Source organism: Sphingobium sp. GW456-12-10-14-TSB1 (assembly GCF_059424385.1).
The window spans coordinates 2160506-2181190 of the sequence record NZ_JBWKZI010000001.1 but is presented as its reverse complement, the minus strand read 5'-3'; the positions used below and the strand labels follow the sequence as shown (position 1 = coordinate 2181190).

Below are 20685 nucleotides of genomic sequence, written 5' to 3'. Positions count from 1 at the left end.
ATGTCGCGCCGGTCTCGATGACCGGCGTGCGCCAGGTGGAAAGCGGCGGCTTTCGCAGCCTCTATACCTCGGTCCCCGGTCAGCATACCGCCATGATGCGCCATGGCGTCATCGAAATGGAGCCGGAGGCCGATCCGCTGGAGGAGGCCCGGCTGGAAGCCTTCACCATGGGTTTCGACGAAGGCTGTCGCGTCACCGCCCAGACCCATGCCGATGCGTCTGAGGCGCATGAACGGCTGACGCAGGCACTCGAAATGCTCAGCCCCGCGCCCAGCGGCATGTTGTCCACCATGCTCTCGGCCACGGTCGTGCGGCTGGTCGAACAGATTGTCGGCGAAGTGGAGATCGACATCGAACGGCTGGTGCAGCGCTGCGACACCGTTGCCGCCTTTATCGAGGATAATCAGGGCAAGAGCGCCCTTCACCTCCATCCCGACGACATCGCCCTGCTCGAAGGCGAATCGATCGGCGTGTCGCTGGTTCCCGACAAGGCGTTGCACCGCGGCTGCGTCCGGCTCGAAACCGCCGACGGCTGGGTGGAGGATGGCCCGGACGTTCGCCTGTCCCGCCTGCGCGCGCTGATGGACGATATGGAGGGCAAGTCATGATCCGCGCCGCGCTGGCGCAGGCCGAAACCCTGTTCGATCATCTTCAGGTCCAGAATCGCACGCCCCGCCGCGTGGGCCGTCTGGTCAGCCATGATGCGGGCATGCTCGAAGTCACCGGCTTTCGCCGTCCGATCGGCTCCGGCGCGCGCGTCATGGCCAGCGACGGGTCGATCTGCCGCGCCGAAGTCGTCGGCTTTCGCGGCGATCGCACATTGCTGGTGCCCCTCGACGCCGACGCGCCACTCGAAAACGGCATCCGGGTCGAACCCGATAGCCAGGCCAATATGGTGCAGGTCGGGGAAGGGCTGATCGGCCGCGTCGTCGACGCCATGGGGCAGCCGCTCGACCGCAAGGGGCCGATCATCGCGGGCGGCGTCTGGCCGCTGAACGGGGTCAAGGGCAATGTTCTGGATCGTGGCCGCGTCACTGAACCGTTCGACCTTGGCGTCCGCGCCGTCAACGCCCTGCTGACCGCCGGGCGCGGCCAGCGCATCGCCATCATCGCCGGGTCGGGCGTCGGCAAATCGGTACTGATGGGCCAGATGATCGCCGGGGCCGAAGCCGATGTGGTCGTTGTCGGCCTGATCGGCGAACGGGGCCGCGAAGTCAGCGATTTTCTCGAAACCAAATTGAAGCACATGATGCACAAGAGCATCGTCGTTGCTGTTCCTGCCGATCATCCCCCGGTGCTGCGCCTGCGCGCCGCTGCGCGCGCCACTGCCATCGCCGAATATTTCCGCGCCCGTGGCAAGAAGGTGCTGCTGCTGATCGACAGCCTGACCCGCTGCGCCCACGCCCAGCGCGAAATCGGCCTGGCTCTTGGCGAACCGCCCGCGATGAAGGGCTATCCGCCCTCCGCGCTCGCGCTCATCCCCCGTCTGGTCGAACGGGCAGGGGTGGATTCCCGCACCGGCGGGTCGATCACCGCGCTCTACACCGTGCTGGCCGATGGCGATGATACCGACGATCCGATCGTCGACGCCGCTCGCGCCATTGTGGACGGCCATTTCGTCCTGTCGCGCCATCTGTCCGAACAGGCGATCTTCCCGGCCATCGACATTGGCAAGTCCCTGTCGCGCGTCATGGCCGACGTGGTGCCCGACGACCATCGCATGGCCGCCGCCAATTATCGCCGCCTGTGGGCCGCTTATGAGGAAAATCGCGATCTCATCCTGATGGGCGCCTATCGCCCCGGCAATGATCCGGTGATCGACGAAGCGGTCCAGCGCCGTCACGAAATTCTCGACTTCATCCGGCAGGACCAGAAGAGCCGTATCGATCTCGATACCAGCGCCAACGCGCTCGTCGCGAGCTTTAGCGCATGAAGGGGCTTGTGTCCCGCCGCCAGCGCGTGCTGCGCGTACGCCACGTCCAGCATGCCATGGCCGTCGCGGAGACCGCCCGCGCGCGGGACGAGGCGGACGGGCTCGCCCGCAATATCGAGCGCCTCAACAAAGTGCGCAGCGAATTGTTCGAGACCGAAGGGGCGGCCACCGGCGCGTCCTTCGCCGCGATGCAGGAACTGGCCACCCGGCTGGAACAGGCCGGGCGACAGCTGGACGGCGCCCTTTATGACGCCCGGCGCAAGGTGGAGGCCAAAGAAGGCATGACTCTTGCAGCGAACCGCGAGAAGGAAATCGCCACCCGCCTCAAGGACCGCGCCCGCGCGACCCTGGAGGAATGGCGCGAAAACAAGCTGGCGGCACTGCCGAGCTATCGTCGGATGCAGCGAAACGGGGAAGTCTGACATGAATATGATCGCCAGCCTCAAGGCGCTACTCTTCGCCAGCACGCCTGTTGGCGGGACCGGCAAGGCCGATACCTCAGCGGTGCCGGACGGCACGGCCGACTTTGCCGCGATGATCGACGCCGCCAGGCTCGCGCCAAACGGATCGCCCGCCGCCGCCAGTGATCCGCAAGGCCATGGCGCTCAGCCTTTGGCGATGCCCCAGACCAGCATGCCTGACCCCGGCGACAATGCGCCTCTGCCCGATGCCCCCGCCGTAAACGCGCCGGTTCCGACAGATGGCGACGCCTTGCCGCTTCCAGCCGCCGCCCCGGCGGTGCCGCCCAGCCCCAGCGCGCCGATCGCCGCCGCGCCGAAGCCGCACGCGCCAAGCCCGCTGCCCATCACCCAGCCATCCGACGATCCCCAGACGGCCCCGCCTGCACCGGCTGCGCCCATGCAGTCGGTGGCGCAACTGCTGGTCGCGGCGCACATCGCACCTACCGAGGCGGCCGTTATCGGCCCCCAGCAAACGCCAGCGCCCGCCATCGCGCCGTCCGACGCAATGCCTGGGACAGACACGGACGCGGAGCCATCCGACATCGACGCGGAGCGTCCGGAACAGCCCGATGCCCCGCCGCAACCGCCCGCCATGGCGACGATGCCGCTGCCTGCGGCACCTCTGCCCGCTACGCCCGTGTCGGATACGCCCGCCAAACCGGCCCCCAAGGCCGAGCATCATGCGATCCCGGAACAAGGCGCGCCAATGCCTGCGCCCGCGCCCGCTATCGCGCCGTCCGACGCAACGCCGGTGACAGACGCGGACGCGGAGCCATCCGACATCGAAGCTGCGCGTACGGAACAGCCCGACGCCCCGCCGCAACCGTCCTCCATGGTGATGATGCCGCCGCCTGCTGCGCCGCTGCCCGCTACGCCCCCGCACCAATCCCCTGACGCGCCGTCGGCTTCCTCTCCCGCCACGGTCCAGCCCGCCGTCGCGCCAGCCGTAACAATCCAGCCTGTCGGCGATCAACCGCAATCGATTGCCAACATGGGCGCGGAACAGCCAGCTGCTCCCATCGCGTCAGCGACGCCGACCGGAAATGCCGCTGATCCTGCTGCCGTGCCAGCTGCGATCGCGCCAGTGCCGGGGCAGGCCGCTCCGCTCGCGATCGCGCCCAGGCCGCTTGACGCCACGGCGACCGGAACGGTGACCGTGCCCAGCCCCATTCTTGCGCCCGATCCTGCGCCGACGCTTCCCGAACCCGCGTCGGACCCGGCGCCCATCATAAACGCCGCCAATATGTCCAGCTCACTGTCGGCCAGGGCAGAAGCCCTGTCGCTGCTCCAGCTTGCGCGTCAGCATATGGCCCGTCAGTCCGCGCCGTCGCCTGCGGCCGGGGGCGACACGGCACCCGCTGATGCACCCGTCGCCGCGATAACGGACGCGATGCCCAGAGCCATTGACCCCGCCGTCCCCGCGCCCGCCGCGCCGCCGCTGACGATCCCGACCGTCGCCCCCGCGCTTCCCGCGGTCGATCTCTCCGCCACGCTTGGCGCGCAGGTCGTCGACATGGGCGTGTCGGGCCAGTGGATCGATTCGCTGGCGCGCGACATTGCGGGCCTCTCCGCCAATGGCGCGCAGGGCCGGTTCCAGATCAGCAGCGACCAGCTCGGCCCGATCGACGTCAGCATCCGCCAGGGCATTGACGGCGCAGCGGTCAGCCTGACCGTCTCCAGCGACATCGCCGAAGCCGCCCTGCGACAGGACAGCGACCGGCTGCGCCTGGACGCGGGTCTGTCTGCCGTGCGCATCAGCGAGGTGAAGATCGAACGCGCGCCGCATGTCGGCGATGCGGCGCGATCCGACCCGTCGTCGCAGCAGCAACCCTCGCAACAGCAACAGGGCCAGCACAACGGCCCGTCCGCCAACTGGCGGGGCGCCGGACAGGGCACGGGCCAGTCGCAGCAGCAAGGCCGCTGGCAACAGCGTGAAAATATCGCACTCGCCCATAAAGCGGGCGGGGATCCGGCCGTTCTTAACCATGAGCAGACTGGTGATGCCGCCAGCCAAGCCATTCGCGCGCGCTATGCGTGACCAGCGCTATCCTGGGGGATATGAACGATGAGCGACGATCCTAAGGCCAAGAAGAAGAAAAAGGGCGGGGGCATGAAAATGATCCTGCTGATCGTCGTCGCCATGGTGGTCGGCGGCGCCGGGGCGGCCGGTGGTCTTTACGCCGCCGGTTTCTTCAGCCCCAAGGAAGAAGGGCCCAAGGAAGACCCCAACAAGCCCGTGCTGGTGCTGGCCGGCGAAAGCGCCGAGGAAATCGCCAAGGCCCATGCCGCGCCGCATGGTGAAGCCGCAGCGGCGGCCCATGGCGCGCATGGCAAGGGCATAGACCTGCCCGCGCCTGCCAACCCGGCCGCCTATCAGGCGACCTATTTCCAGCTTCAGACCCCCTTCACCTCCAACATGTCCGATACGGACGCCTTCGCCCAGATTTCGGTCGCGGTATCCACCTATTACGACCTGCGCGTGATCGACGCGATCAAGACGCACGAAATGGCGATCCGCAGCCAGGTGCTCATGATGCTCGCGCAGCAACCGGAGGAGATGCTGTCGACCCCAGAAGGCAAGCGGGCGCTCCAGGGCAAGATCAAGGGCATTATCAACGATATATTGAAGCAAAAAACGGGTTATGGCGGCGTTGATAACGTTTATTTTACCAATTTCGTTATTCAATAGGCCTGTCTGAAAGGTCGGGAAATCCCCTGACCCGAAGGGCAGGGGACCAAGATGGACGACGTTCAAACCTACGCCTTCGGGCGCGGGGAATCGCAGGCACCAATGATGCTGTCGGGGCTGGACCGGCTGGGCGAAAAGCTCGGCCGGCGCATCCGTGCGCTGGTGGAACCGATCTGCGGCGTGCGCCCGCAGGTGGAGGCGCAGGACGCGCAGCTGCTCGATTTTTCCGCCTGGTCCGCCCAGGTGCCCGCCTTTACCAGCATTTCCATCTACCGTGTGGCTCCGCTCAAGGGGCAGGTGCTGCTGCGCATGGACGCAGCGATGATTTCCACCCTGGTTGACTGTTTCTATGGCGGTATCGGCAATCGTCCCTTGCCCCCGCGCGGCGAATTCACGCCGACAGAGGACCGGCTGATTGCCCGGCTGTCTGAATCCCTCCTTTCCCGCCTGGTCGAGACATGGTCCGACATCCTGCCGCTGGAACCGGCGCTGATCGTGCGCGAAACCGGCGTCGGTTTTGCTGCCTCCGCCCAGCCGGGCGACCAGATGGTCGTCCAGCGCTTCATGATCGGCATCACCCGCGATCAGCTCTGGCCGGTCGATCTCGTCTTTCCGCTGGCCGCCCTGCGCGCCGTCGAACCGCTGATGGGCACCAGATTGCCCGCCGACGATGATCAGAAGGATCCCGTCTGGCAGGCGCGCATTGCCCGCCGCATGCGCGACATCCGCCTTCCCGCCCGCACCGTGCTGGCCCGTCCCAACCTGTCGCTCGCCGAACTGATGCAGCTCAAGGTCGGGGACGTCATTCCCGTCACCATCAGCCGCAGCCTGCCGCTGATCGTGGGTAACCGCATCGTCGCGCGCGGCAGCATCGGCGAACAGGATGGCCGCGCCGCCTTCCAGATTGAAAAGATTGTACAAGGACCCGACCAATGAGTGACATGAGCGAGGCCCCCCGCATGGAGCGTGGAGATGATCCGGTCGGGCGGATGAGCAATAACCATCAGTTCAAACTGCTGGCCGACATTCCCGTGCGCATGTCGGTGGAGGTCGGCTCCACCTCGCTGCGCCTTGCCGAAGTCATGGATCTGGCCGAAGGCTCGATCGTCGAACTGGACCGGCAGGCCGACGATCTGCTCGACATCATGGTCAATGGCGCGCTGATCGCCAAGGGTGAGGTGGTGACGGTCAATGGCCGTTATGGCATCCGCATCATCGACATTGCCGCGACCGAAAACCGGCTGGCCGGGATCGAACGGCGCGGTTGATCGCACGCATCGGATTTTACGCTTGCCTTGACGGCCGAAACTGCGGAACGCAGGGCATTAACCATAATCTGCGGGCGGCTTCATGATGGTCTGGTATTTCGTCAAATTGCTGATCCTCCTGCCGCTGGTCGGCGGCATGGCTTTTGGCGCGCTGTGGCTGTGGCGCAAATATCAGCCGGGCATGATCGGCGCGCAGGGCGACCGTTCGCTCAAATTGCTCGAAGCCCTGCCGATGGGGGCGTTCGGCAAGCTTGCCGTCGTGGAGTTTGAGGGCAAGAAAATCCTCCTCTCGGTCACCCGCGGCCGCATCGAAAAAATCGCGGAAGGCGATCATGTCCGTGTTCGCTGACTTGCTCCTGCTACCTGACAATCGCCACCCCGGCGAAGGCCGGGGTCCAGGGCGTTGGCGCGCAGCTTATGCCACCCCGGACTCCGGCCTGCGCCGGAATGACGGGATCAGAATTGCGCTGGCGCTGACGACCGCCTTTCTTGTGATCCTGCTCCTTTCCACTCCCGCCTTCGCCCAGGCCGCACCCGCTGCGCCGGTCGACAATGGCGGCGCATTGAGCCGCGCCATGGGTCAGATTTCGGGCGACGGCCGCTCGCTCTCGCTCAGCCTGCAAATCCTGATCCTCATGAGCCTGCTGACGGTGCTGCCGTCGCTGATCCTCATGATGACCAGCTTCACCCGCATCATCATCGTCCTCTCGCTGCTGCGGCAGGCGCTGGGCCTGCAACAGACCCCGCCCAACCAGGTGCTGCTGGGCCTGTCCCTGTTCCTGTCCCTGTTCGTGATGCGGCCCGCCATCGACCAGATCAACCAGCTGGCGTTCGACCCCTATGGGAAGGGGCAGATCAGCATAGAGGAAGCGGTCGGTCGGTCGGGCAAGGTGCTGCACGGTTTCATGGCCAAGCAGACGCGCGAAAGCGACCTCAAGCTGTTTGCCGGTCTGGCCGAAGCCCCGCCCTTCCGCACGTCCGCCGACATCCCCTTCACCATCCTGCTGCCCGCTTTCGTCACCAGCGAACTCAAGACCGCCTTCCAGATCGGCTTCATGATCTTTCTGCCCTTTCTCATCATCGACCTTGTCGTCGCCTCCACGCTGATGGCGCTGGGCATGATGATGCTGTCCCCAACCATCATCTCCATGCCGTTCAAGCTGCTCTTGTTCGTGCTGGTCGATGGCTGGGCGCTGACCATGGGGAGCCTGGCGGGGTCGTTCGCGACATGATTGGCGTGCTTACTCCCCTTCCGTTCGTTTCGAGCGAAGTCGAGAAACGGTTGTGCGCAGGTTTCTCGACTTCGCTCGAAACGAACGGCGTTGGGTTGCCCGGCTGATGGAAAACGCCGATTTCTTCATGGGCTTGGCCCAGCAGGCGCTCTGGATCACGGCGCTGGCCGCCGCGCCCATTTTGCTGCCCGCGCTGGTCGCGGGTCTGGTGATCGGCATGGTGCAGGCCGCGACTTCAATCAACGAACAGACGTTGAGCTTCATTCCCAAGATCATCGTCGTCGGCGGCATGCTGGCTTTGTTCGGTGGTTCGATCATGGTGCTGATCGCCGATTTCACCCGCGAGATTTTCGAGCGGATACCGGACCTGCTGCAATGATCGCACCGGGCTTCGCAGGAGTAGAGGCCCAGTTGTGGATCTGGCTGATCGCCATGATCCGCCCCGGCGCGGCCTTCATCGCGGCCCCGGTATTCGGCGCGCCCGCCGTGCCGCTGCAATTGCGCCTGATCCTCAGCCTCGCGCTCGGTCTTGCCGCGCTCAACACCGTCACCATCGTCCTGCCGCCCGATGGCATCGCCAGTTTTGAAGGCGTGATGATGGTCGCGGGCGAAGTGCTGGCTGGTCTCGCCATGGGGTTTGCGGTCCAGATCGGCTATGCCGCCGCTTTCGTTGCGGGGGAAACGATCGGCAACGCCATGGGCCTCAATTTCGCGGCGATGGTCGATCCGTCGTCAGGGCAGGGGACGCAGGTGGTGGGGCAGTTCCTCTCCATCCTGGCGACCTTCCTGCTGCTTGGCATGGACGGGCATCTGCTGCTCGCGGCCTATGTCGTCAAAAGCTATCAGGCGCTGCCCCCCGGCGCGGCGATGCTGTCCAACGATGCGGTCTGGCATCTGGTCGAATTTGGCGGCGCGTTGCTGGGCGCTGGCGTCACCGTCGCGCTGCCGGTCGGCTTCGCGCTGGTGCTGGTGCAGATCGTCATGGGCATGCTGGCGCGCGCCGCGCCCTCGCTCAACCTGTTCGCGGTCGGCATGCCGATGGCGATGATGGCGGGCCTTGTCCTGCTGGCGATTGCCGCGCCGATCATGGGCGAAGGGCTGACGGTCGCGCTCAAGGCAGGGCTGGATCATGCCCAGTCGATCGCGGAAGGGCGCTAGACCATGGCGGACAGTCCCGGCGGCGGCGAAAAGACCGAAAAACCGACACCCAAAAAATTGCAGGACGCCGCCAAGAAGGGCGACATTCTCCAGTCGCGCGAACTGGGCACGGCGCTGGTGGTGATGGCGGGTATCGGCTGGCTGGCGGTGACCGGCCCCTCGATGATCGACGCCTTGTCGGACATGCTGACACAGGCGCTCCGCTTCAGGCGGGACGATATTGTCGATTTTTCGCCCGCCGAACGCGGGCTGGACCTGCTGACCGGCATCGCCCTGCCGGTGGCTGGCGTCATGCTGGCGACCTTCCTCGCCGCCATCGCCGCGCCCGCCTTGCTGGGGTCGCTCGGGTTCCGCCCAGGCGCCTTCGCGCCCAAGGCGTCGAAATTGAATCCCGGCGCTGGCCTCAAGCGAATCTTCGGCACCCAGGGGCTTATCGAACTGCTCAAGTCCATCGCCAAGGTCGGGCTGCTTGGCAGCATCGGCGTGTGGATGATCTGGGACCGGCTGACCGCGATCATCGGTCTTGGCAAGCAGGGCATCGCACCCGCCATGGCCGACCTTGGCAATATGTTCATCCTGACCTGCCTGGTGATGGCGGGCGGTCTGTTCCTGATCGCCGGCATCGACGTGCCGGCGCAGATCATGCAGCGGGCCAAGCGGCTCGGCATGTCCAAGCAGGAAATCAAGGACGAGCATAAGGAAAGCGAAGGATCGCCTGAACTCAAGGGCCAGATCCGCCGCCGCCAGTATGAAACGCTCAATGGCTCCACCCGGCAGGCCGTGGCCGAAGCCAGCGTCATCATCACCAACCCGACCCATTTCGCCGTCGCGCTGCGCTACAAGCCCGGCGTCGATGCCGCCCCGGTCGTGGTCGCGCGCGGCAGCGACGCGATCGCCGCGGCCATCCGTGAACTGGCCGACCAGAATGGCGTGACCGTCCTCCAATATCCCGAACTCGCCCGCGCCATCTATTTCACCTCGCGCACCGGGCAGATCGTCAATGAAGGGCTCTACATGGCGGTCGCGACCGTGCTGGCCTTCGTATTCCGGGTCGAAAACCGCATGGCGAGCGAGATGGACCGGCCGTTCATCACGGTTCCTGAAGACCTGCGCTTCGACGCCGACGGCAAGAAGCATTAACGCCTCCATGGACAGGCTCCGCCTGCTATGGATCGGCGCGGGCCTTACGCTGCTGATATTCGTTCCGGCCTATTGTCTGACCCTGTCCTTGGGTCCAGCCATCCCCCGCGATGGCACATCGCTGGTCGTCGGGCGCGATTTCCTCAACATCTGGATGTATGGCCGCGCCGCCTGGCAGGCCGACCCGGCCCGCTATTATGACATGCCGACCTATCTTGCGGCGCTCGGCCCCGTGGTCGGCGCGGGCTATCCCGGCCAGCTCTGGTCCTATCCGCCCGTTGCCCTGCTGATCGCTGCCCCTTTCGGCCTGCTTCCCTATCTTCCCGCCCTGTCGCTGTGGACAGCGTGCGGCATTGTCGGCTTCACTGTCGCCCTGCGCCTATGGACCCGCGACTGGCGCATCATCGCGCTGCTTCTGGCCGCGCCCGCCGCGCTGATCGGCCTCATGTCGGGCCAGTTCGCGCTGCTGGCCGCCGCCATCCTGCTGGCCGTGCTGCGCTGGCGCGAAAGCCGCCCCTGGCTGGCAGGCGCGCTGGTCGGCCTGCTGCTGGTAAAGCCCCAGCTTGCCCTGTTGATCCCCTTGCTGTTCGTCGCGACCGGCAACTGGCGCGCCTTTGCCGCCGCCACCCTGTCCAGCGTCACGCTGGCGGGCGTCGTCGCGCTGATCTGGGGCATCGACATCTGGCACATCTATATCGCCACCGGCATCGCCAACCAGTCGCTGGTGCTCAGTGATCCCGATCATCTCGCCGGGCCGTTCATGCCCACCCTGTTCATGAACCTGCGCGTCATCGGCGTGCCCGTCCCAGCTGCGAGCGCGCTCCAGACGGCGCTGGCGCTGCTCGCCGCTATTCTGGTCTGGCTGCGTTTCCGGCAGCGCCCTGCGCCTGACGACCTGCGCGCCAATCTCCTGTTCCTCGCCTGCGCCGTTTCGGCCACGCCCTACATGCTCTCCTACGACACGCTGGCGCTGGCTGCCGTGGCAGTGCTGGCTCTGGCGGCGGGGGAGGGGCGAATCGGGCCATCGCTCGCCTTCTTCCTCCCCTTGCTTCAGATCGTCGCTGGCATGGCCGGGCTGCCGGGGCCGGGCCTCATCCCCATCCTTCTCGCCCTCCATCTGTCGGGCCAGCAAAAAAACATCGTGGTGAATTAAAGTTTAGCCGCACTCATCCGTAATCTCTTCACGGGGACGCATTATGATGGTGCGTCATGAACGACTATGGTTCACGCAGCGAAGTATCGCCGATAGACAGGGCCGCAACGCGCGCGCTGTCCCCGGTGCAGGCCGTCCCGCCTGCGTCGCTCGGCAGGTCGGGTCGCGAAGCGCCCGGCGCGCGTGGCGCCGCGTCGCAGGTCGACCTTGCCTCGATTGACGAGGATGTCGCCAGCGTTGCCGAATATGCCAAGGTTCATGTCGAAATTGCCGACATATTGGCCGACCTGCGATCAGCGACCAACCCGCCCAGCGTCGAAGCGGCTGCGGGCGCGATCCAGGCGCTGATGCCGGTGCCTATCATTCTGGTGCCGTTGCCGCCCGCCAGCAAGGAAGCGGTCGAACACGCCACCGTCATCGCCCGGCGTATGGTGGAACAGGCCGCCTATGCCAAGGCTGCTCAGGGCGCGATCAGCCGCGCCACGGTCGATCAGGTGCTGGCGTCCGCCAACGGATAATCCGCCCGGGACATCGCGCGAAAATCATTCCTAAAGGTCTTGCCGCTAGCGCCGTTCTTTCCTCTGAAAGGACGGCGCAATGGCATCGGTCACCTCCAATATCACCACCGCACTCGGCATTGGATCGGGCATCGACACCAAGTCGCTCGTATCGAGCCTGGTCGCCGCCACGCGCGATCCGAAGGAAAAGGTGATCACCGATCGCCAGAGCCTCAACAGCGCACGGATTTCCGCGCTGGCGTCTGCCTCCAGTTCGCTGGACACTTTTGCCGACGCGCTGACCACCTTGTTGTCGGGCACTGGCTATGCGGGGGTTCCCGCATCCAACGACACCAGCATTGCCTCGGTCAGCCCGCTGCCGGGGGGCGTGCCCAAGGGATTGCCCGCCCAGCTGGAAGTGCAGCAACTCGCTTCCGGCCGTACCCTGGCGTCGATCCCGGTGTCGGGCGCGACCGCCGCCAGCGCGGTCGGCGAAGGGGAACTGACGCTGACGGTCGGCGGCTCATCCGCTGCCATCACGATCGACGCCAGCAACAACAGCTATACCGGCCTTGCCGCCGCCATCAACGCATCGGGACTGGGCGTCACCGCGTCGGTCGTGACCGACGTGCAGGGGACGCGGCTGGTGATGAAGGGCGCGACCGGCGCGGCCAATGATTTTTCGCTGACCTCGGTCAGCGGCGATGATCTGGCTGCCTTCGCCTGGAATGGTACCGACAGCCTGACCATGGAGTCCAAGGCCAGCCCGCAAAATGCCATCATCAAGCTCGACGGGGTGGAGCAGCATTACGCCACCAACACCATCGACACCGCGATCGCCAATCTGCGCATCGACCTGAACAAGGCCGCGCCCGGCACCACCGTCACGCTGGCGACGACCGAGCCGACCACGTCGATGCGCGACCTGATGGTCGAATTTGTCGATGCCTATAATACGCTGGTCAAGGCGCTGAACACGGCCACGGCGACCGGCGCGGACTCATCGTCCGCAGGGGTGCTGAACGGCGAAGCCTCGATCCGCGACATGCGCCGCCAACTGTCCGCGATGACCTCCACGCCCTTGTCCGACACGGGCACCTACAGGACGCTGTCGGACATTGGCGTCGCCACCAATCGCGATGGCACGCTCAAACTTGATACCGACACGCTGGACAAGGCCATCGCGGCCGATCCTTCCGCGATCACGCAATTGCTCAACCCTGCGGTCGCGTCGGCGACCAATCCGGGGCTGGCGGGGCTGATGGACAGCGTACGGGACAAGATCCAGCTGAAGGACGGTTCCTTCGCGCAATCCCAGGCCAAATATAAGACCCTGGGCGAAACGCTGACCAAGCAGCTGGAAAAGCTCGACACACAGATGGCCAGCTACGAAGCGCAACTCACCAGCGTCTATTCCAAGATGGAAACGCGACTGACCGCGCTTAAGGCGACGCAGAGCTATCTCGATCAGCAGATTGAAATCTGGAACAACAGCAAGAATTAATCGGGGACGGCAGGACGATGTTCTACAATCAGGGTTATGCAGGCAATATGGCGGCGCGGCGCTATGCAGCGGTCCATTCGGGCAGCCGGACGGAAGGCGCGACCCCTCATGCGCTGGTCAAGATCTTGTTCGACGAACTGCTGATCGCGATGGAAGCGGCGGCGCTGGCGGAACGCCAGGGCGACCGGATGAAAGTATCCGACAAGCAGGCGCGGGCGATGTCGATCCTGTTCGCGCTCGAATCGAGCCTGGACTTCGACAAGGGCGGCGACATTTCCGTCGGGCTGGCGCAAATCTATCGCGAAGCGCGCCGCCTGCTGCTCGTCGGCGCCAAGGAAAGGTCGGCGGAGCCGGTCGATCAGGCGCGTGAACTGATCGCGGAAATCGCCGACGCCTGGAATCAGATCGGATAAGATGCGGCCTGTGACATGCGCGCTATCGCGCATTTTCAGGAATGCCAGCATGGTCTGACTGGCCCGTGTTGCGGGGTTGCACCCCAAACATGGCGTCTGTATAGGCGATGCTCGCAAAGGGCGGCCCGGCGGGGGCCGCCTTTTTGCGTTGTACCACCAGTCCTTCGTGCAAGGACGCGCATCAAGCCCAGAAAGGGAAGGCTCATGTCGATTACGCCGCTCATGCCCGTTTACCCCCGGTGCGATGTTCGTCCGGTGCGAGGCGAAGGTTGCTATCTGATCGGTGAGCGCGGTGAGCGCTATCTCGACTTTGCCAGCGGCATTGCAGTGAACCTGCTGGGGCATGGCCACCCCAGGCTGGTGAAGGCCATTGCCGATCAGGCCGCGACGCTGATGCATGTGTCCAACCTCTATGGCATGCCGCTGGGGGAAAAATTCGCGCAGAAGCTGGTCGATACGACCTTTGCCGATACCGTGTTCTTCACCAATTCGGGTGCGGAAGCGGTCGAATGCGCGATCAAGACCGCGCGCCGCTACCATTATGTCAATGGCCAGGCGCACCGGCACAAGATCATCAGCTTCGACAATGCGTTTCACGGGCGGACGCTGGGGACGATCTCGGCCACCAGCCAGCCCAAGATGCGCGACGGGTTCGAACCGTTGCTGCCCGGCTTTGCCGTGGTGCCGTTCAACGATCTGGAGGCCGCGCTGGCGCAGATCGACGACAATACCGCCGGTTTCCTGCTGGAGCCGGTGCAGGGCGAAGGCGGCGTGACGCCAGCGACGCATGAGTTCCTGACCGGCCTGCGCAAGGCATGTGACGAACATGGCCTGCTGCTCATCCTGGATGAGGTCCAGTGCGGCTATGCCCGGACCGGCACCTTCTTCGCGCATGAACAATATGGCATTACGCCCGACATCATGTCGGTGGCCAAGGGCATCGGCGCAGGCTTCCCGCTGGGCGCCTGCCTGGCGACGGAGGAAGCCGCCAAAGGCATGGTATTTGGCACCCATGGCACCACCTATGGCGGCAATCCCCTCGCCATGGCGGCGGGTCTGGCCGTGCTGGAAGAGGTCATGGCCGACGGTTTCATGGATCATGTGAAAGCGATCGGCGCGCGCCTGCGCGCTGCGCTGGAACAGTTGATCCCCAATCATGACGGCCTGTTCCAAGACGTGCGCGGCATGGGGCTGATGCTGGGCGTGAAGCTCAACGACAGTGTCGAAGCGCGCGGCTTTGTCGCCCATCTGCGCGACAATCATGGTCTGCTGACCGTGTCGGCGGGGCAGAATGTCGTCCGAATCCTGCCGCCGCTGGTGATTGACGAAAGCCATATCGCCGAATGTGTCGAAAAGCTGTCCGCGGGCGCGCGCAGCTATGCGGAGGCCCAGGCGGCCTGATTTTACCTTCGTTCGCGCTGAGCCTGTCGAAGCGTCGTCTTTCTTCCGCAAGAAAGGAAGCGGCTTCGACTTCGCTCAGCCCGAACGGTCGAGGGGGTTGTTACCAATGACCAGACATTTTCTGAACCTGTCCGACGCAGGCGGCGATGCCATTGCCGCGATGATTGCCGATGCCATCGACCGCAAGGCCGCGCGGGCCAGCTGGCCCAAGGGCCGCGCCGATGCTGACGCGCCGCTGGCGGGCCACACGCTGGCGATGATCTTCGAAAAAAACTCGACCCGCACGCGCGTGTCGTTCGACATGGCGATCCGCCAGCTGGGCGGCACATCGCTGATCCTCGACGGCGCGACCAGCCAGCTCGGCCGCGGCGAGACGGTGGCGGACACCGCCCGCGTGCTCAGCCGCATGTGCGACGCGATCATGATCCGCACCGATGATCATGCCAAGATCGAGGAAATGGCCCATTACGCCACCGTCCCGGTCATTAACGGCCTGACCGACCTGTCGCATCCGTGCCAGATCGTAGCGGACCTGCTGACCGTGGTGGAACATGGGCTGGCGCTTCCGGGCGGCCAGTGGGCCTGGCTGGGCGACGGCAATAACGTCCTCCATTCGATTATCGAGGCGGCGGGCCTGCTGAAGTTCGACGTCCGCATCGGCGTGCCGCAGGGCTATGATCCCGATCCCGCTTTTGCGGCAGCGGCGCAGGCGCTGGGGGCCAGCATCACCCTGACCCGCGATCCCGTGGCGGCGGTGGCCGGCGCGGACGTGGTCGTGACCGATACCTGGATTTCGATGGGCCAGTCCCATGCGGAAGAAAAGCTGGCGGCGATGATGCCCTATCAGGTCACACCCGCGCTGATGGCAGGGGCGAAGCCGCAGGCCCGCTTCCTCCACTGCCTGCCCGCCCATCGCGGCGAGGAAGTCGTCGCAGACGTGATCGACGGCCCCCAGTCGCTGATCTGGGACGAAGCGGAAAACCGCATCCATGGCCAGAAGTCGGTCCTGCTCTGGGCGCTTGGAAAGCTCTAGAGCCGCCCTATATTCGGGTGAATGCATTGCCGCCCGATCCCGCAACCGGGGTCGGGCGGATCACAAGGAATCGTCATTCTGCCTCCTCATATCGACCATGCCATCGGCTTCACCATTCCGTCGCGTCATGCGCGCGGGCGAATCGTGCGGCTGGGGCCGGTGCTGGATCAGGTTCTGGCCGCCCACGCCTATCCCCCGCCGATCGAGCGGCTGCTGGCGTCGGCGCTGGTGCTTGCCGCGTTGCTGGGCAGCACGCTCAAGCAGGCGGGCGGGCAGCTGACGCTACAGGCGCAGACCGAAACCGGCGTCGTCCGGCTGCTGGTCGCTGACTATAAGAATGGCGAACTGCGCGGCTATGCCAAGTTCGACGCTGACCGGCTGGCCGAGCTTGGCCCGGACCCGACGCTGTTCGGCCTGTTCGGCAAGGGCTATCTCGCCATCACGTTCGACCAGTCGCTCACCGGCGAACGCTATCAGGGCATCGTGCCGCTTGACGGCGAAACGCTGGCCGATGCGGCGGAACAATATTTCTTCCAGTCCGAACAGATCCCCAGCATCATTCGCATGGGCACCCGCCATGACGCGGGGCAGGGCTGCATCGCCGGGGGCATGCTGATCCAGCATCTGCCGGAAGGCGAAGTGGGGCGGGAACGGCTGCATGTCCGTCACGATCACCCGGAATGGGAGCATGTCCAGGCATTGGGCATCACATTGGGCCAGGCGGAACTGACCGACGAGACGCTGCCGCTGACCGACATCGTCTGGCGCCTGTTCCATGAGGAGCCCGAAGTACGGGTCATGGAGCCGTCGCCGCTGGCCAAGGGCTGCCGCTGCGACATCGCCCATATCCGTGACGTGATCGGCCGCTTTCCGGCGGAAGAGCGGGTCGAAATGGCGGGCAGCGATGGCATTATCGGGGTCGATTGCGCTTTTTGCTCGCGCATTTTCCCGCTCGCGCTCGACAGTTTTACGGCGCATTGAGCGGATCGTTACGCTAACGACATTTGTAATTTGGGCAAACTTGCCCGCGCGCGCTATCAAAATGCCGCAATTGGGCTTCATCTGTCGGGTAGGCGGATTGCGGCCCATCGGGCGCGTAATCCATGGCGGGACATAGGTAATATCATGGCAAGGAACGGACTGCGGACGCTGGCCGTCGCGGCGGCGATGATGACGGGGAGTTGGGCCGGAGCTGCCCAGGGCCCGTCGCTCGCGGCGCTGCGTCCGTTGCAGCCTGGCCAATGGGAATTGCACGAACGCGGGGAGGGCAGCGAAGACGGCCAGACCCGCAAGCTGTGCATCACTGATCTGCGCCAGTTGCTTCAGGTCCGCCATGGCCGCACGCTGTGCCGCAGCTTCGTGGTCAGCGACGCCCCGACCATGGCGACCATCACCTATGATTGCGCCGCTGCGGGCAATGGCCGCACCGACCTGCGCGTCGAAACGCCCCGGCTGGTCCAGATCAATTCGCAGGGGATTGCCGATGGCGCCCCCTTCGCCTTTGCAATGGAAGCCCGGCGCATCGGCGACTGCCAGTAATCGGACCATGATTGCGCCGCTTGCACTGGCGCGTCACGGGCGGTAGCGCGGGGCCATGGGTTCCAATGAACGAAAATTCGCCGTCGTCCTGCTGTCGGGCGGCCTTGATTCGATGGTCGCGGGCGGCCTGGCGCGGGAAGCCGGCTATCATCTGCTGGCCCTGTCGATCGACTATAACCAGCGCCATCGCGTCGAACTGCGCGCGGCCGGACGAGTGGCGCAGGCGCTCAACGCCATGCGCCACATCGTCCTCCCGCTCGATCTGACGGCGTTTGGCGGGTCGGCACTGACGGCCGACATCGCTGTGCCAAAGGGCGGGGTGGGTGACGATATTCCCGTCACCTATGTGCCCGCCCGCAACACCATCTTCCTGTCGCTGACGCTGGGGCTGGCCGAAGTGGCCGGGGCCAGCGACATTTTCATCGGCGTTAACGCGCTCGACTATTCGGGCTATCCCGATTGCCGCCCCGAATTTATCGACGCCTTCCAGACCATGGCGGCCCTCGCGACCAAGGCGGGGGTGGAGGGCCATCCGATTCGCATCAACGCGCCGCTGCAACATATGAGCAAGGCGGACATCGTGCGTGAAGCGCATCGTCTGGGGCTGGATGCCGGGGTCAGCTGGTCCTGCTATGATCCCACCCCGGACGGCAAGCATTGCGGCCTGTGCGACAGTTGCCGTCTGCGGTCCAAGGGGTTTGAGGAAGCTGGCCTGCCCGATCCCACCATCTACGCCGCCCGGCCCTGAACGGCGGCGGACGATGAGCTATGCCGTCAAGGAAATGTTCCTGACCCTGCAGGGGGAAGGGGTGCAGGCCGGGCGGCGCGCGGTATTCCTGCGCTTTGCCGGCTGCAACCTGTGGAGCGGGCGCGAACAGGATCGCGCGCAGGCGATCTGCCGATTTTGCGACACCGATTTCGTCGGGACCGACGGCGATGGCGGCGGCAAATTCGCCGATGCCGATGCGCTGGCCGATGCAGCCCTGGCTTTCTGGTGCGCGGGCGATGCTGGCCGCTACATCGTCCTGACCGGCGGCGAGCCGATGTTGCAGGTCGATGATGCGCTGGTTGACGCGCTCCACGCCCGCGGCTTCACCATCGCGATCGAAAGCAACGGCACGCTGGCCGTCCATCCCGGCATCGACTGGATTTGTATCAGTCCCAAGGCTGGCAGCGATGTCGTTCAGCGCGAAGGCCATGAATTGAAGCTGGTCTGGCCCCAGCCCGGTGGCGGACACAGCATTGCCGATGTGGCGGCGATGGAGCAATGGGCCTTCGCCCATCATCTGCTTCAGCCGCTCGATGATCCTCATGCACAGGATAATGCCCGCGCTGCGATCGCGCTGGTCATGGATCGCCCACGCTGGCGGCTGACGGTGCAGGCCCATAAATATCTGGGCCTGCGGTAACGCCGGTCAGGGCTGCGCCTCGCCCTTTTGCGCATTCCATTGCTGCTGGCACTCGGGCTGCAAAACGCCCTTCTTCCAGCAATTGGCGGCCAGGGAGGGCATGGCGACCCTATAGTCGTAGCCGGGCGATCCATAATATTGCTCGCCCGCGACCACGAGCGACTTCTTGATCGAGGCCAGCCCATTGCGCGCCACTTCATGCAGAGTGCCGCGATCGGCGAAGATCGCCTGCCGCCCGACCACAGTGGCCGCCTGGCAAAAGCCCTTTTGCGCCTGCACGGTCGAATAGCCCGAATAGATGCGCGTGCCATATTGGTCGGACGCGGCCTGTCCGGGCCGTCCCTTGCCCACGGTCCGCTGGAAATAGCCCAATAGCACGGACTGCGCCGAATCGAGTTCCGCGTCGTGATGGGCGATCATCGCGTTATAGTTGCTGATCGCCAGGAGCGTCGGTTCGAACTGGCATTGCAATGCGGCGATATTGAGCGCCGCGCGCAGGTTCCACACCAGCCCGGCCTTGATCTCCGCCGCCGTCGCGCCGGGCAGGCCCATCGCGGTCGCGGCGGCCGCATCGGTCAGCGGCGGGGCCGACAGGTCGGGCGGCGACCAGAAAAACTGCGCGGCGGCGGGCTGCGCCATCATCGGCGCGGCGGCCAGCACGAAACCCGCAAGGATAGGGCGCAACGAGGAACGGAAGCTCATGAAACGATATTCTCCAAAGGGACGTCCTGCATCCCCCACCTATTCTCTCGACAAACTATATCAGGGCTGAACCGTCACTGATCGGCCAGAACCTCCGCATCTTCGGCCTGCGCCTTTTGCTCGGCTGGCTTGGGACGAGCGGCCGCCGCATTGTCGGCTGCATTGCTATTCGGCATCGCGACCGCCGTGCCTTCGCTCTGCACCCCGTCCAGATCGGTCATGGCATCGGTCGCAGTGCCGTCCACCACTTCCATATCCTTCATCTCGACCTTGTTGCCGCCCTTGTCGGCACTGCCACACGCGGCAAGCGCAAACAGCATGGCGAAAGCTACGGTCATTGCGTTACGGCGCATCCAGGTCTCCTTCAGGCCCGGCAGCCTCGCCCGGCGAAAGGCCAGACCCTAGCGGCCCGTTCCGCATTGCTCAACCCCCGTGCCGCATCGGCCCAAGCGATTGAGAAAAGCAGGGAAATGCGCCCGTAAAGCATCGTCCAGCGCGGCCATGGAGGCGCTGCCGCCCAATGCTGCGATGCTGGTGACGGGATATTCGCTGATCCCGCATGGCACGATGCCGGTAAAATGGGTCAGGTCTGGATCGACATTGATCGAAAAGCCGTGGAGCGTCACCCAGCGCCGCACCCGAATGCCCAGCGCGCCGATCTTCGCTTCCCGCCCGTCGCGGTCGTCGGTCCAGATGCCGATCCGCCCTTCCGCTCGCCGCGCGGCAATGCCCAGATCGCCCAATGCCGCGATCATCCAGCCTTCGAGGTGATGGACGAAATTGCGGACATCCTTGCCGCGTTTGCCAAGGTCGATATTGAGATAGCCGATCCGCTGCCCCGGCCCATGATAAGTATAACGCCCGCCGCGCCCGGCATCATGGACCGGAAAGCGCGGGTCGATCAGTTCCGCCGGATCGGCGCTCGTCCCGGCGGTGTAGAGCGGCGGATGCTCGATCAGCCAGACCCGCTCGTCCGCTTCGCCCGCATGGATCGCGGCGGCGCGCGCCTCCATGTCCGCCAGCGCTTGCGGGTAAGCGACAGGCGATCTGTCCACGCGCCATTCGACGTCAGGGGGAAAGGGCAAAATTTGGCTCATGACCCTTCCTTGACTTGGGCCGGGCGAGCGATCAAGTCTCGACCCGGTTTTACGCA

General features: G+C 65.1%; 25 protein-coding genes. 22 read left to right on the top strand and 3 right to left on the bottom strand.

Going from position 1 to position 20685, the window contains the following annotated elements:
- The first annotated feature begins 17 nt into the window (after positions 1-17).
- From AC07X9_RS10670 to queE, 22 genes are all read left to right on the top strand, one after another.
- Positions 18-608 (top strand): FliH/SctL family protein, encoded by a 591-nt coding sequence (locus AC07X9_RS10670; protein WP_051034301.1) that lies wholly within the window; start codon positions 18-20, stop codon positions 606-608.
- Positions 605-1933 (top strand): FliI/YscN family ATPase, encoded by a 1329-nt coding sequence (locus AC07X9_RS10665; protein WP_017182881.1) that lies wholly within the window; start codon positions 605-607, stop codon positions 1931-1933. Before AC07X9_RS10670 ends, AC07X9_RS10665 begins: the two co-directional genes overlap by 4 nt.
- Positions 1930-2355 carry a hypothetical protein gene (locus tag AC07X9_RS10660; protein WP_017182880.1) on the top strand — a complete coding sequence of 142 codons (426 nt, stop codon included), beginning with the start codon at positions 1930-1932 and terminating at the stop codon, positions 2353-2355. Before AC07X9_RS10665 ends, AC07X9_RS10660 begins: the two co-directional genes overlap by 4 nt.
- A 1-nt stretch (position 2356) precedes the next feature.
- On the top strand, positions 2357-4432 hold the full coding sequence (locus tag AC07X9_RS10655; RefSeq protein WP_026002340.1) for a flagellar hook-length control protein FliK: 2076 nt from the start codon (positions 2357-2359) through the stop codon (positions 4430-4432).
- Positions 4433-4459: 27 nt separating this feature from the next.
- The gene (locus AC07X9_RS10650; protein WP_017182879.1) at positions 4460-5083 is read left to right on the top strand and encodes a flagellar basal body-associated FliL family protein; all 624 of its coding nucleotides are present in this window, start codon (positions 4460-4462) and stop codon (positions 5081-5083) included.
- A gap of 51 nt (positions 5084-5134) precedes the next feature.
- Positions 5135-6019: a flagellar motor switch protein FliM gene (locus AC07X9_RS10645; protein ID WP_017182878.1), complete on the top strand. Its 885-nt coding sequence runs from the start codon at positions 5135-5137 to the stop codon at positions 6017-6019.
- Entirely contained in the window at positions 6016-6351 is a 336-nt protein-coding gene (gene fliN, locus AC07X9_RS10640; RefSeq protein ID WP_026002339.1) for a flagellar motor switch protein FliN, read from the top strand. Before AC07X9_RS10645 ends, fliN begins: the two co-directional genes overlap by 4 nt.
- 85 nt (positions 6352-6436) lie before the next feature.
- Complete coding sequence (locus tag AC07X9_RS10635; RefSeq protein WP_026002338.1) at positions 6437-6700, top strand: FliO/MopB family protein; 264 nt, start codon at positions 6437-6439, stop codon at positions 6698-6700.
- Positions 6684-7583 (top strand): flagellar type III secretion system pore protein FliP, encoded by a 900-nt coding sequence (fliP, locus tag AC07X9_RS10630; protein WP_017182875.1) that lies wholly within the window; start codon positions 6684-6686, stop codon positions 7581-7583. Before AC07X9_RS10635 ends, fliP begins: the two co-directional genes overlap by 17 nt.
- Positions 7584-7689: 106 nt before the next feature.
- The gene (gene fliQ / locus AC07X9_RS10625) at positions 7690-7962 is read left to right on the top strand and encodes a flagellar biosynthesis protein FliQ (RefSeq protein WP_017182874.1); all 273 of its coding nucleotides are present in this window, start codon (positions 7690-7692) and stop codon (positions 7960-7962) included.
- Positions 7959-8741 (top strand): flagellar biosynthetic protein FliR, encoded by a 783-nt coding sequence (fliR, locus tag AC07X9_RS10620; protein WP_026002336.1) that lies wholly within the window; start codon positions 7959-7961, stop codon positions 8739-8741. Before fliQ ends, fliR begins: the two co-directional genes overlap by 4 nt.
- A gap of 3 nt (positions 8742-8744) precedes the next feature.
- On the top strand, positions 8745-9881 hold the full coding sequence (gene flhB, locus AC07X9_RS10615; protein ID WP_017182872.1) for a flagellar type III secretion system protein FlhB: 1137 nt from the start codon (positions 8745-8747) through the stop codon (positions 9879-9881).
- Positions 9882-9888: 7 nt separating this feature from the next.
- The gene (locus tag AC07X9_RS10610; RefSeq protein WP_017182871.1) at positions 9889-11034 is read left to right on the top strand and encodes a glycosyltransferase family 87 protein; all 1146 of its coding nucleotides are present in this window, start codon (positions 9889-9891) and stop codon (positions 11032-11034) included.
- A gap of 56 nt (positions 11035-11090) precedes the next feature.
- A complete protein-coding gene (locus AC07X9_RS10605) occupies positions 11091-11552 on the top strand; it encodes a hypothetical protein (RefSeq protein ID WP_086485763.1) in 462 nt (153 codons plus the stop codon).
- 79 nt (positions 11553-11631) lie between these two features.
- A complete protein-coding gene (gene fliD / locus AC07X9_RS10600; protein ID WP_017182869.1) occupies positions 11632-13035 on the top strand; it encodes a flagellar filament capping protein FliD in 1404 nt (467 codons plus the stop codon).
- 17 nt (positions 13036-13052) lie between these two features.
- Entirely contained in the window at positions 13053-13448 is a 396-nt protein-coding gene (locus tag AC07X9_RS10595) for a flagellar export chaperone FliS (RefSeq protein WP_017182868.1), read from the top strand.
- Between the two features lie 204 nt (positions 13449-13652).
- Entirely contained in the window at positions 13653-14849 is a 1197-nt protein-coding gene (locus tag AC07X9_RS10590; RefSeq protein ID WP_017182867.1) for an aspartate aminotransferase family protein, read from the top strand.
- Between the two features lie 106 nt (positions 14850-14955).
- Positions 14956-15882 carry an ornithine carbamoyltransferase gene (gene argF, locus AC07X9_RS10585; RefSeq protein ID WP_017182866.1) on the top strand — a complete coding sequence of 309 codons (927 nt, stop codon included), beginning with the start codon at positions 14956-14958 and terminating at the stop codon, positions 15880-15882.
- A gap of 21 nt (positions 15883-15903) precedes the next feature.
- Positions 15904-16863 (top strand): Hsp33 family molecular chaperone HslO, encoded by a 960-nt coding sequence (gene hslO, locus AC07X9_RS10580; RefSeq protein WP_086485762.1) that lies wholly within the window; start codon positions 15904-15906, stop codon positions 16861-16863.
- Positions 16864-17007: 144 nt separating this feature from the next.
- A complete protein-coding gene (locus tag AC07X9_RS10575; protein WP_017182864.1) occupies positions 17008-17421 on the top strand; it encodes a DUF3617 domain-containing protein in 414 nt (137 codons plus the stop codon).
- Positions 17422-17476: 55 nt separating this feature from the next.
- Positions 17477-18169 (top strand): 7-cyano-7-deazaguanine synthase QueC, encoded by a 693-nt coding sequence (queC, locus tag AC07X9_RS10570; protein ID WP_017182863.1) that lies wholly within the window; start codon positions 17477-17479, stop codon positions 18167-18169.
- 13 nt (positions 18170-18182) lie between these two features.
- Positions 18183-18830: a 7-carboxy-7-deazaguanine synthase gene (gene queE / locus AC07X9_RS10565; RefSeq protein ID WP_017182862.1), complete on the top strand. Its 648-nt coding sequence runs from the start codon at positions 18183-18185 to the stop codon at positions 18828-18830.
- 6 nt (positions 18831-18836) lie between these two features.
- On the opposite strand, the gene AC07X9_RS10560 is transcribed toward queE, so the two are convergent.
- The 3 genes from AC07X9_RS10560 to lipB all read right to left on the bottom strand — a co-directional run bounded on the left by AC07X9_RS10560 (position 18837) and on the right by lipB (position 20629).
- A complete protein-coding gene (locus AC07X9_RS10560) occupies positions 18837-19532 on the bottom strand; it encodes a hypothetical protein (RefSeq protein WP_017182861.1) in 696 nt (231 codons plus the stop codon).
- Positions 19533-19606: 74 nt separating this feature from the next.
- Positions 19607-19885, bottom strand: a complete 279-nt coding sequence (locus AC07X9_RS10555; protein ID WP_026002334.1) for a hypothetical protein — start codon at positions 19883-19885, stop codon at positions 19607-19609.
- A gap of 48 nt (positions 19886-19933) precedes the next feature.
- Positions 19934-20629, bottom strand: a complete 696-nt coding sequence (lipB, locus tag AC07X9_RS10550; protein ID WP_017182859.1) for a lipoyl(octanoyl) transferase LipB — start codon at positions 20627-20629, stop codon at positions 19934-19936.
- Positions 20630-20685 lie beyond the last annotated feature (56 nt).

Coding starts and splice junctions, on each gene's coding strand:
- AC07X9_RS10635 (WP_026002338.1), top strand. CDS start 6,437: ATGGTCTGGTATTTCGTCAAATTGCTGATCCTCCTGCCGCTGGTCGGC.
- fliN (WP_026002339.1), top strand. CDS start 6,016: ATGAGTGACATGAGCGAGGCCCCCCGCATGGAGCGTGGAGATGATCCG.
- AC07X9_RS10590 (WP_017182867.1), top strand. CDS start 13,653: ATGTCGATTACGCCGCTCATGCCCGTTTACCCCCGGTGCGATGTTCGT.
- fliQ (WP_017182874.1), top strand. CDS start 7,690: ATGGAAAACGCCGATTTCTTCATGGGCTTGGCCCAGCAGGCGCTCTGG.
- queC (WP_017182863.1), top strand. CDS start 17,477: ATGGGTTCCAATGAACGAAAATTCGCCGTCGTCCTGCTGTCGGGCGGC.
- fliP (WP_017182875.1), top strand. CDS start 6,684: ATGTCCGTGTTCGCTGACTTGCTCCTGCTACCTGACAATCGCCACCCC.
- hslO (WP_086485762.1), top strand. CDS start 15,904: ATGCATTGCCGCCCGATCCCGCAACCGGGGTCGGGCGGATCACAAGGA.
- AC07X9_RS10655 (WP_026002340.1), top strand. CDS start 2,357: ATGAATATGATCGCCAGCCTCAAGGCGCTACTCTTCGCCAGCACGCCT.
- fliD (WP_017182869.1), top strand. CDS start 11,632: ATGGCATCGGTCACCTCCAATATCACCACCGCACTCGGCATTGGATCG.
- AC07X9_RS10605 (WP_086485763.1), top strand. CDS start 11,091: ATGAACGACTATGGTTCACGCAGCGAAGTATCGCCGATAGACAGGGCC.
- queE (WP_017182862.1), top strand. CDS start 18,183: ATGAGCTATGCCGTCAAGGAAATGTTCCTGACCCTGCAGGGGGAAGGG.
- AC07X9_RS10670 (WP_051034301.1), top strand. CDS start 18: ATGACCGGCGTGCGCCAGGTGGAAAGCGGCGGCTTTCGCAGCCTCTAT.
- AC07X9_RS10575 (WP_017182864.1), top strand. CDS start 17,008: ATGGCAAGGAACGGACTGCGGACGCTGGCCGTCGCGGCGGCGATGATG.
- AC07X9_RS10645 (WP_017182878.1), top strand. CDS start 5,135: ATGGACGACGTTCAAACCTACGCCTTCGGGCGCGGGGAATCGCAGGCA.
- AC07X9_RS10595 (WP_017182868.1), top strand. CDS start 13,053: ATGTTCTACAATCAGGGTTATGCAGGCAATATGGCGGCGCGGCGCTAT.
- AC07X9_RS10610 (WP_017182871.1), top strand. CDS start 9,889: ATGGACAGGCTCCGCCTGCTATGGATCGGCGCGGGCCTTACGCTGCTG.
- AC07X9_RS10560 (WP_017182861.1), bottom strand. CDS start 19,532: ATGAGCTTCCGTTCCTCGTTGCGCCCTATCCTTGCGGGTTTCGTGCTG.
- lipB (WP_017182859.1), bottom strand. CDS start 20,629: ATGAGCCAAATTTTGCCCTTTCCCCCTGACGTCGAATGGCGCGTGGAC.
- AC07X9_RS10660 (WP_017182880.1), top strand. CDS start 1,930: ATGAAGGGGCTTGTGTCCCGCCGCCAGCGCGTGCTGCGCGTACGCCAC.
- AC07X9_RS10665 (WP_017182881.1), top strand. CDS start 605: ATGATCCGCGCCGCGCTGGCGCAGGCCGAAACCCTGTTCGATCATCTT.
- argF (WP_017182866.1), top strand. CDS start 14,956: ATGACCAGACATTTTCTGAACCTGTCCGACGCAGGCGGCGATGCCATT.
- AC07X9_RS10650 (WP_017182879.1), top strand. CDS start 4,460: ATGAGCGACGATCCTAAGGCCAAGAAGAAGAAAAAGGGCGGGGGCATG.
- AC07X9_RS10555 (WP_026002334.1), bottom strand. CDS start 19,885: ATGCGCCGTAACGCAATGACCGTAGCTTTCGCCATGCTGTTTGCGCTT.
- fliR (WP_026002336.1), top strand. CDS start 7,959: ATGATCGCACCGGGCTTCGCAGGAGTAGAGGCCCAGTTGTGGATCTGG.
- flhB (WP_017182872.1), top strand. CDS start 8,745: ATGGCGGACAGTCCCGGCGGCGGCGAAAAGACCGAAAAACCGACACCC.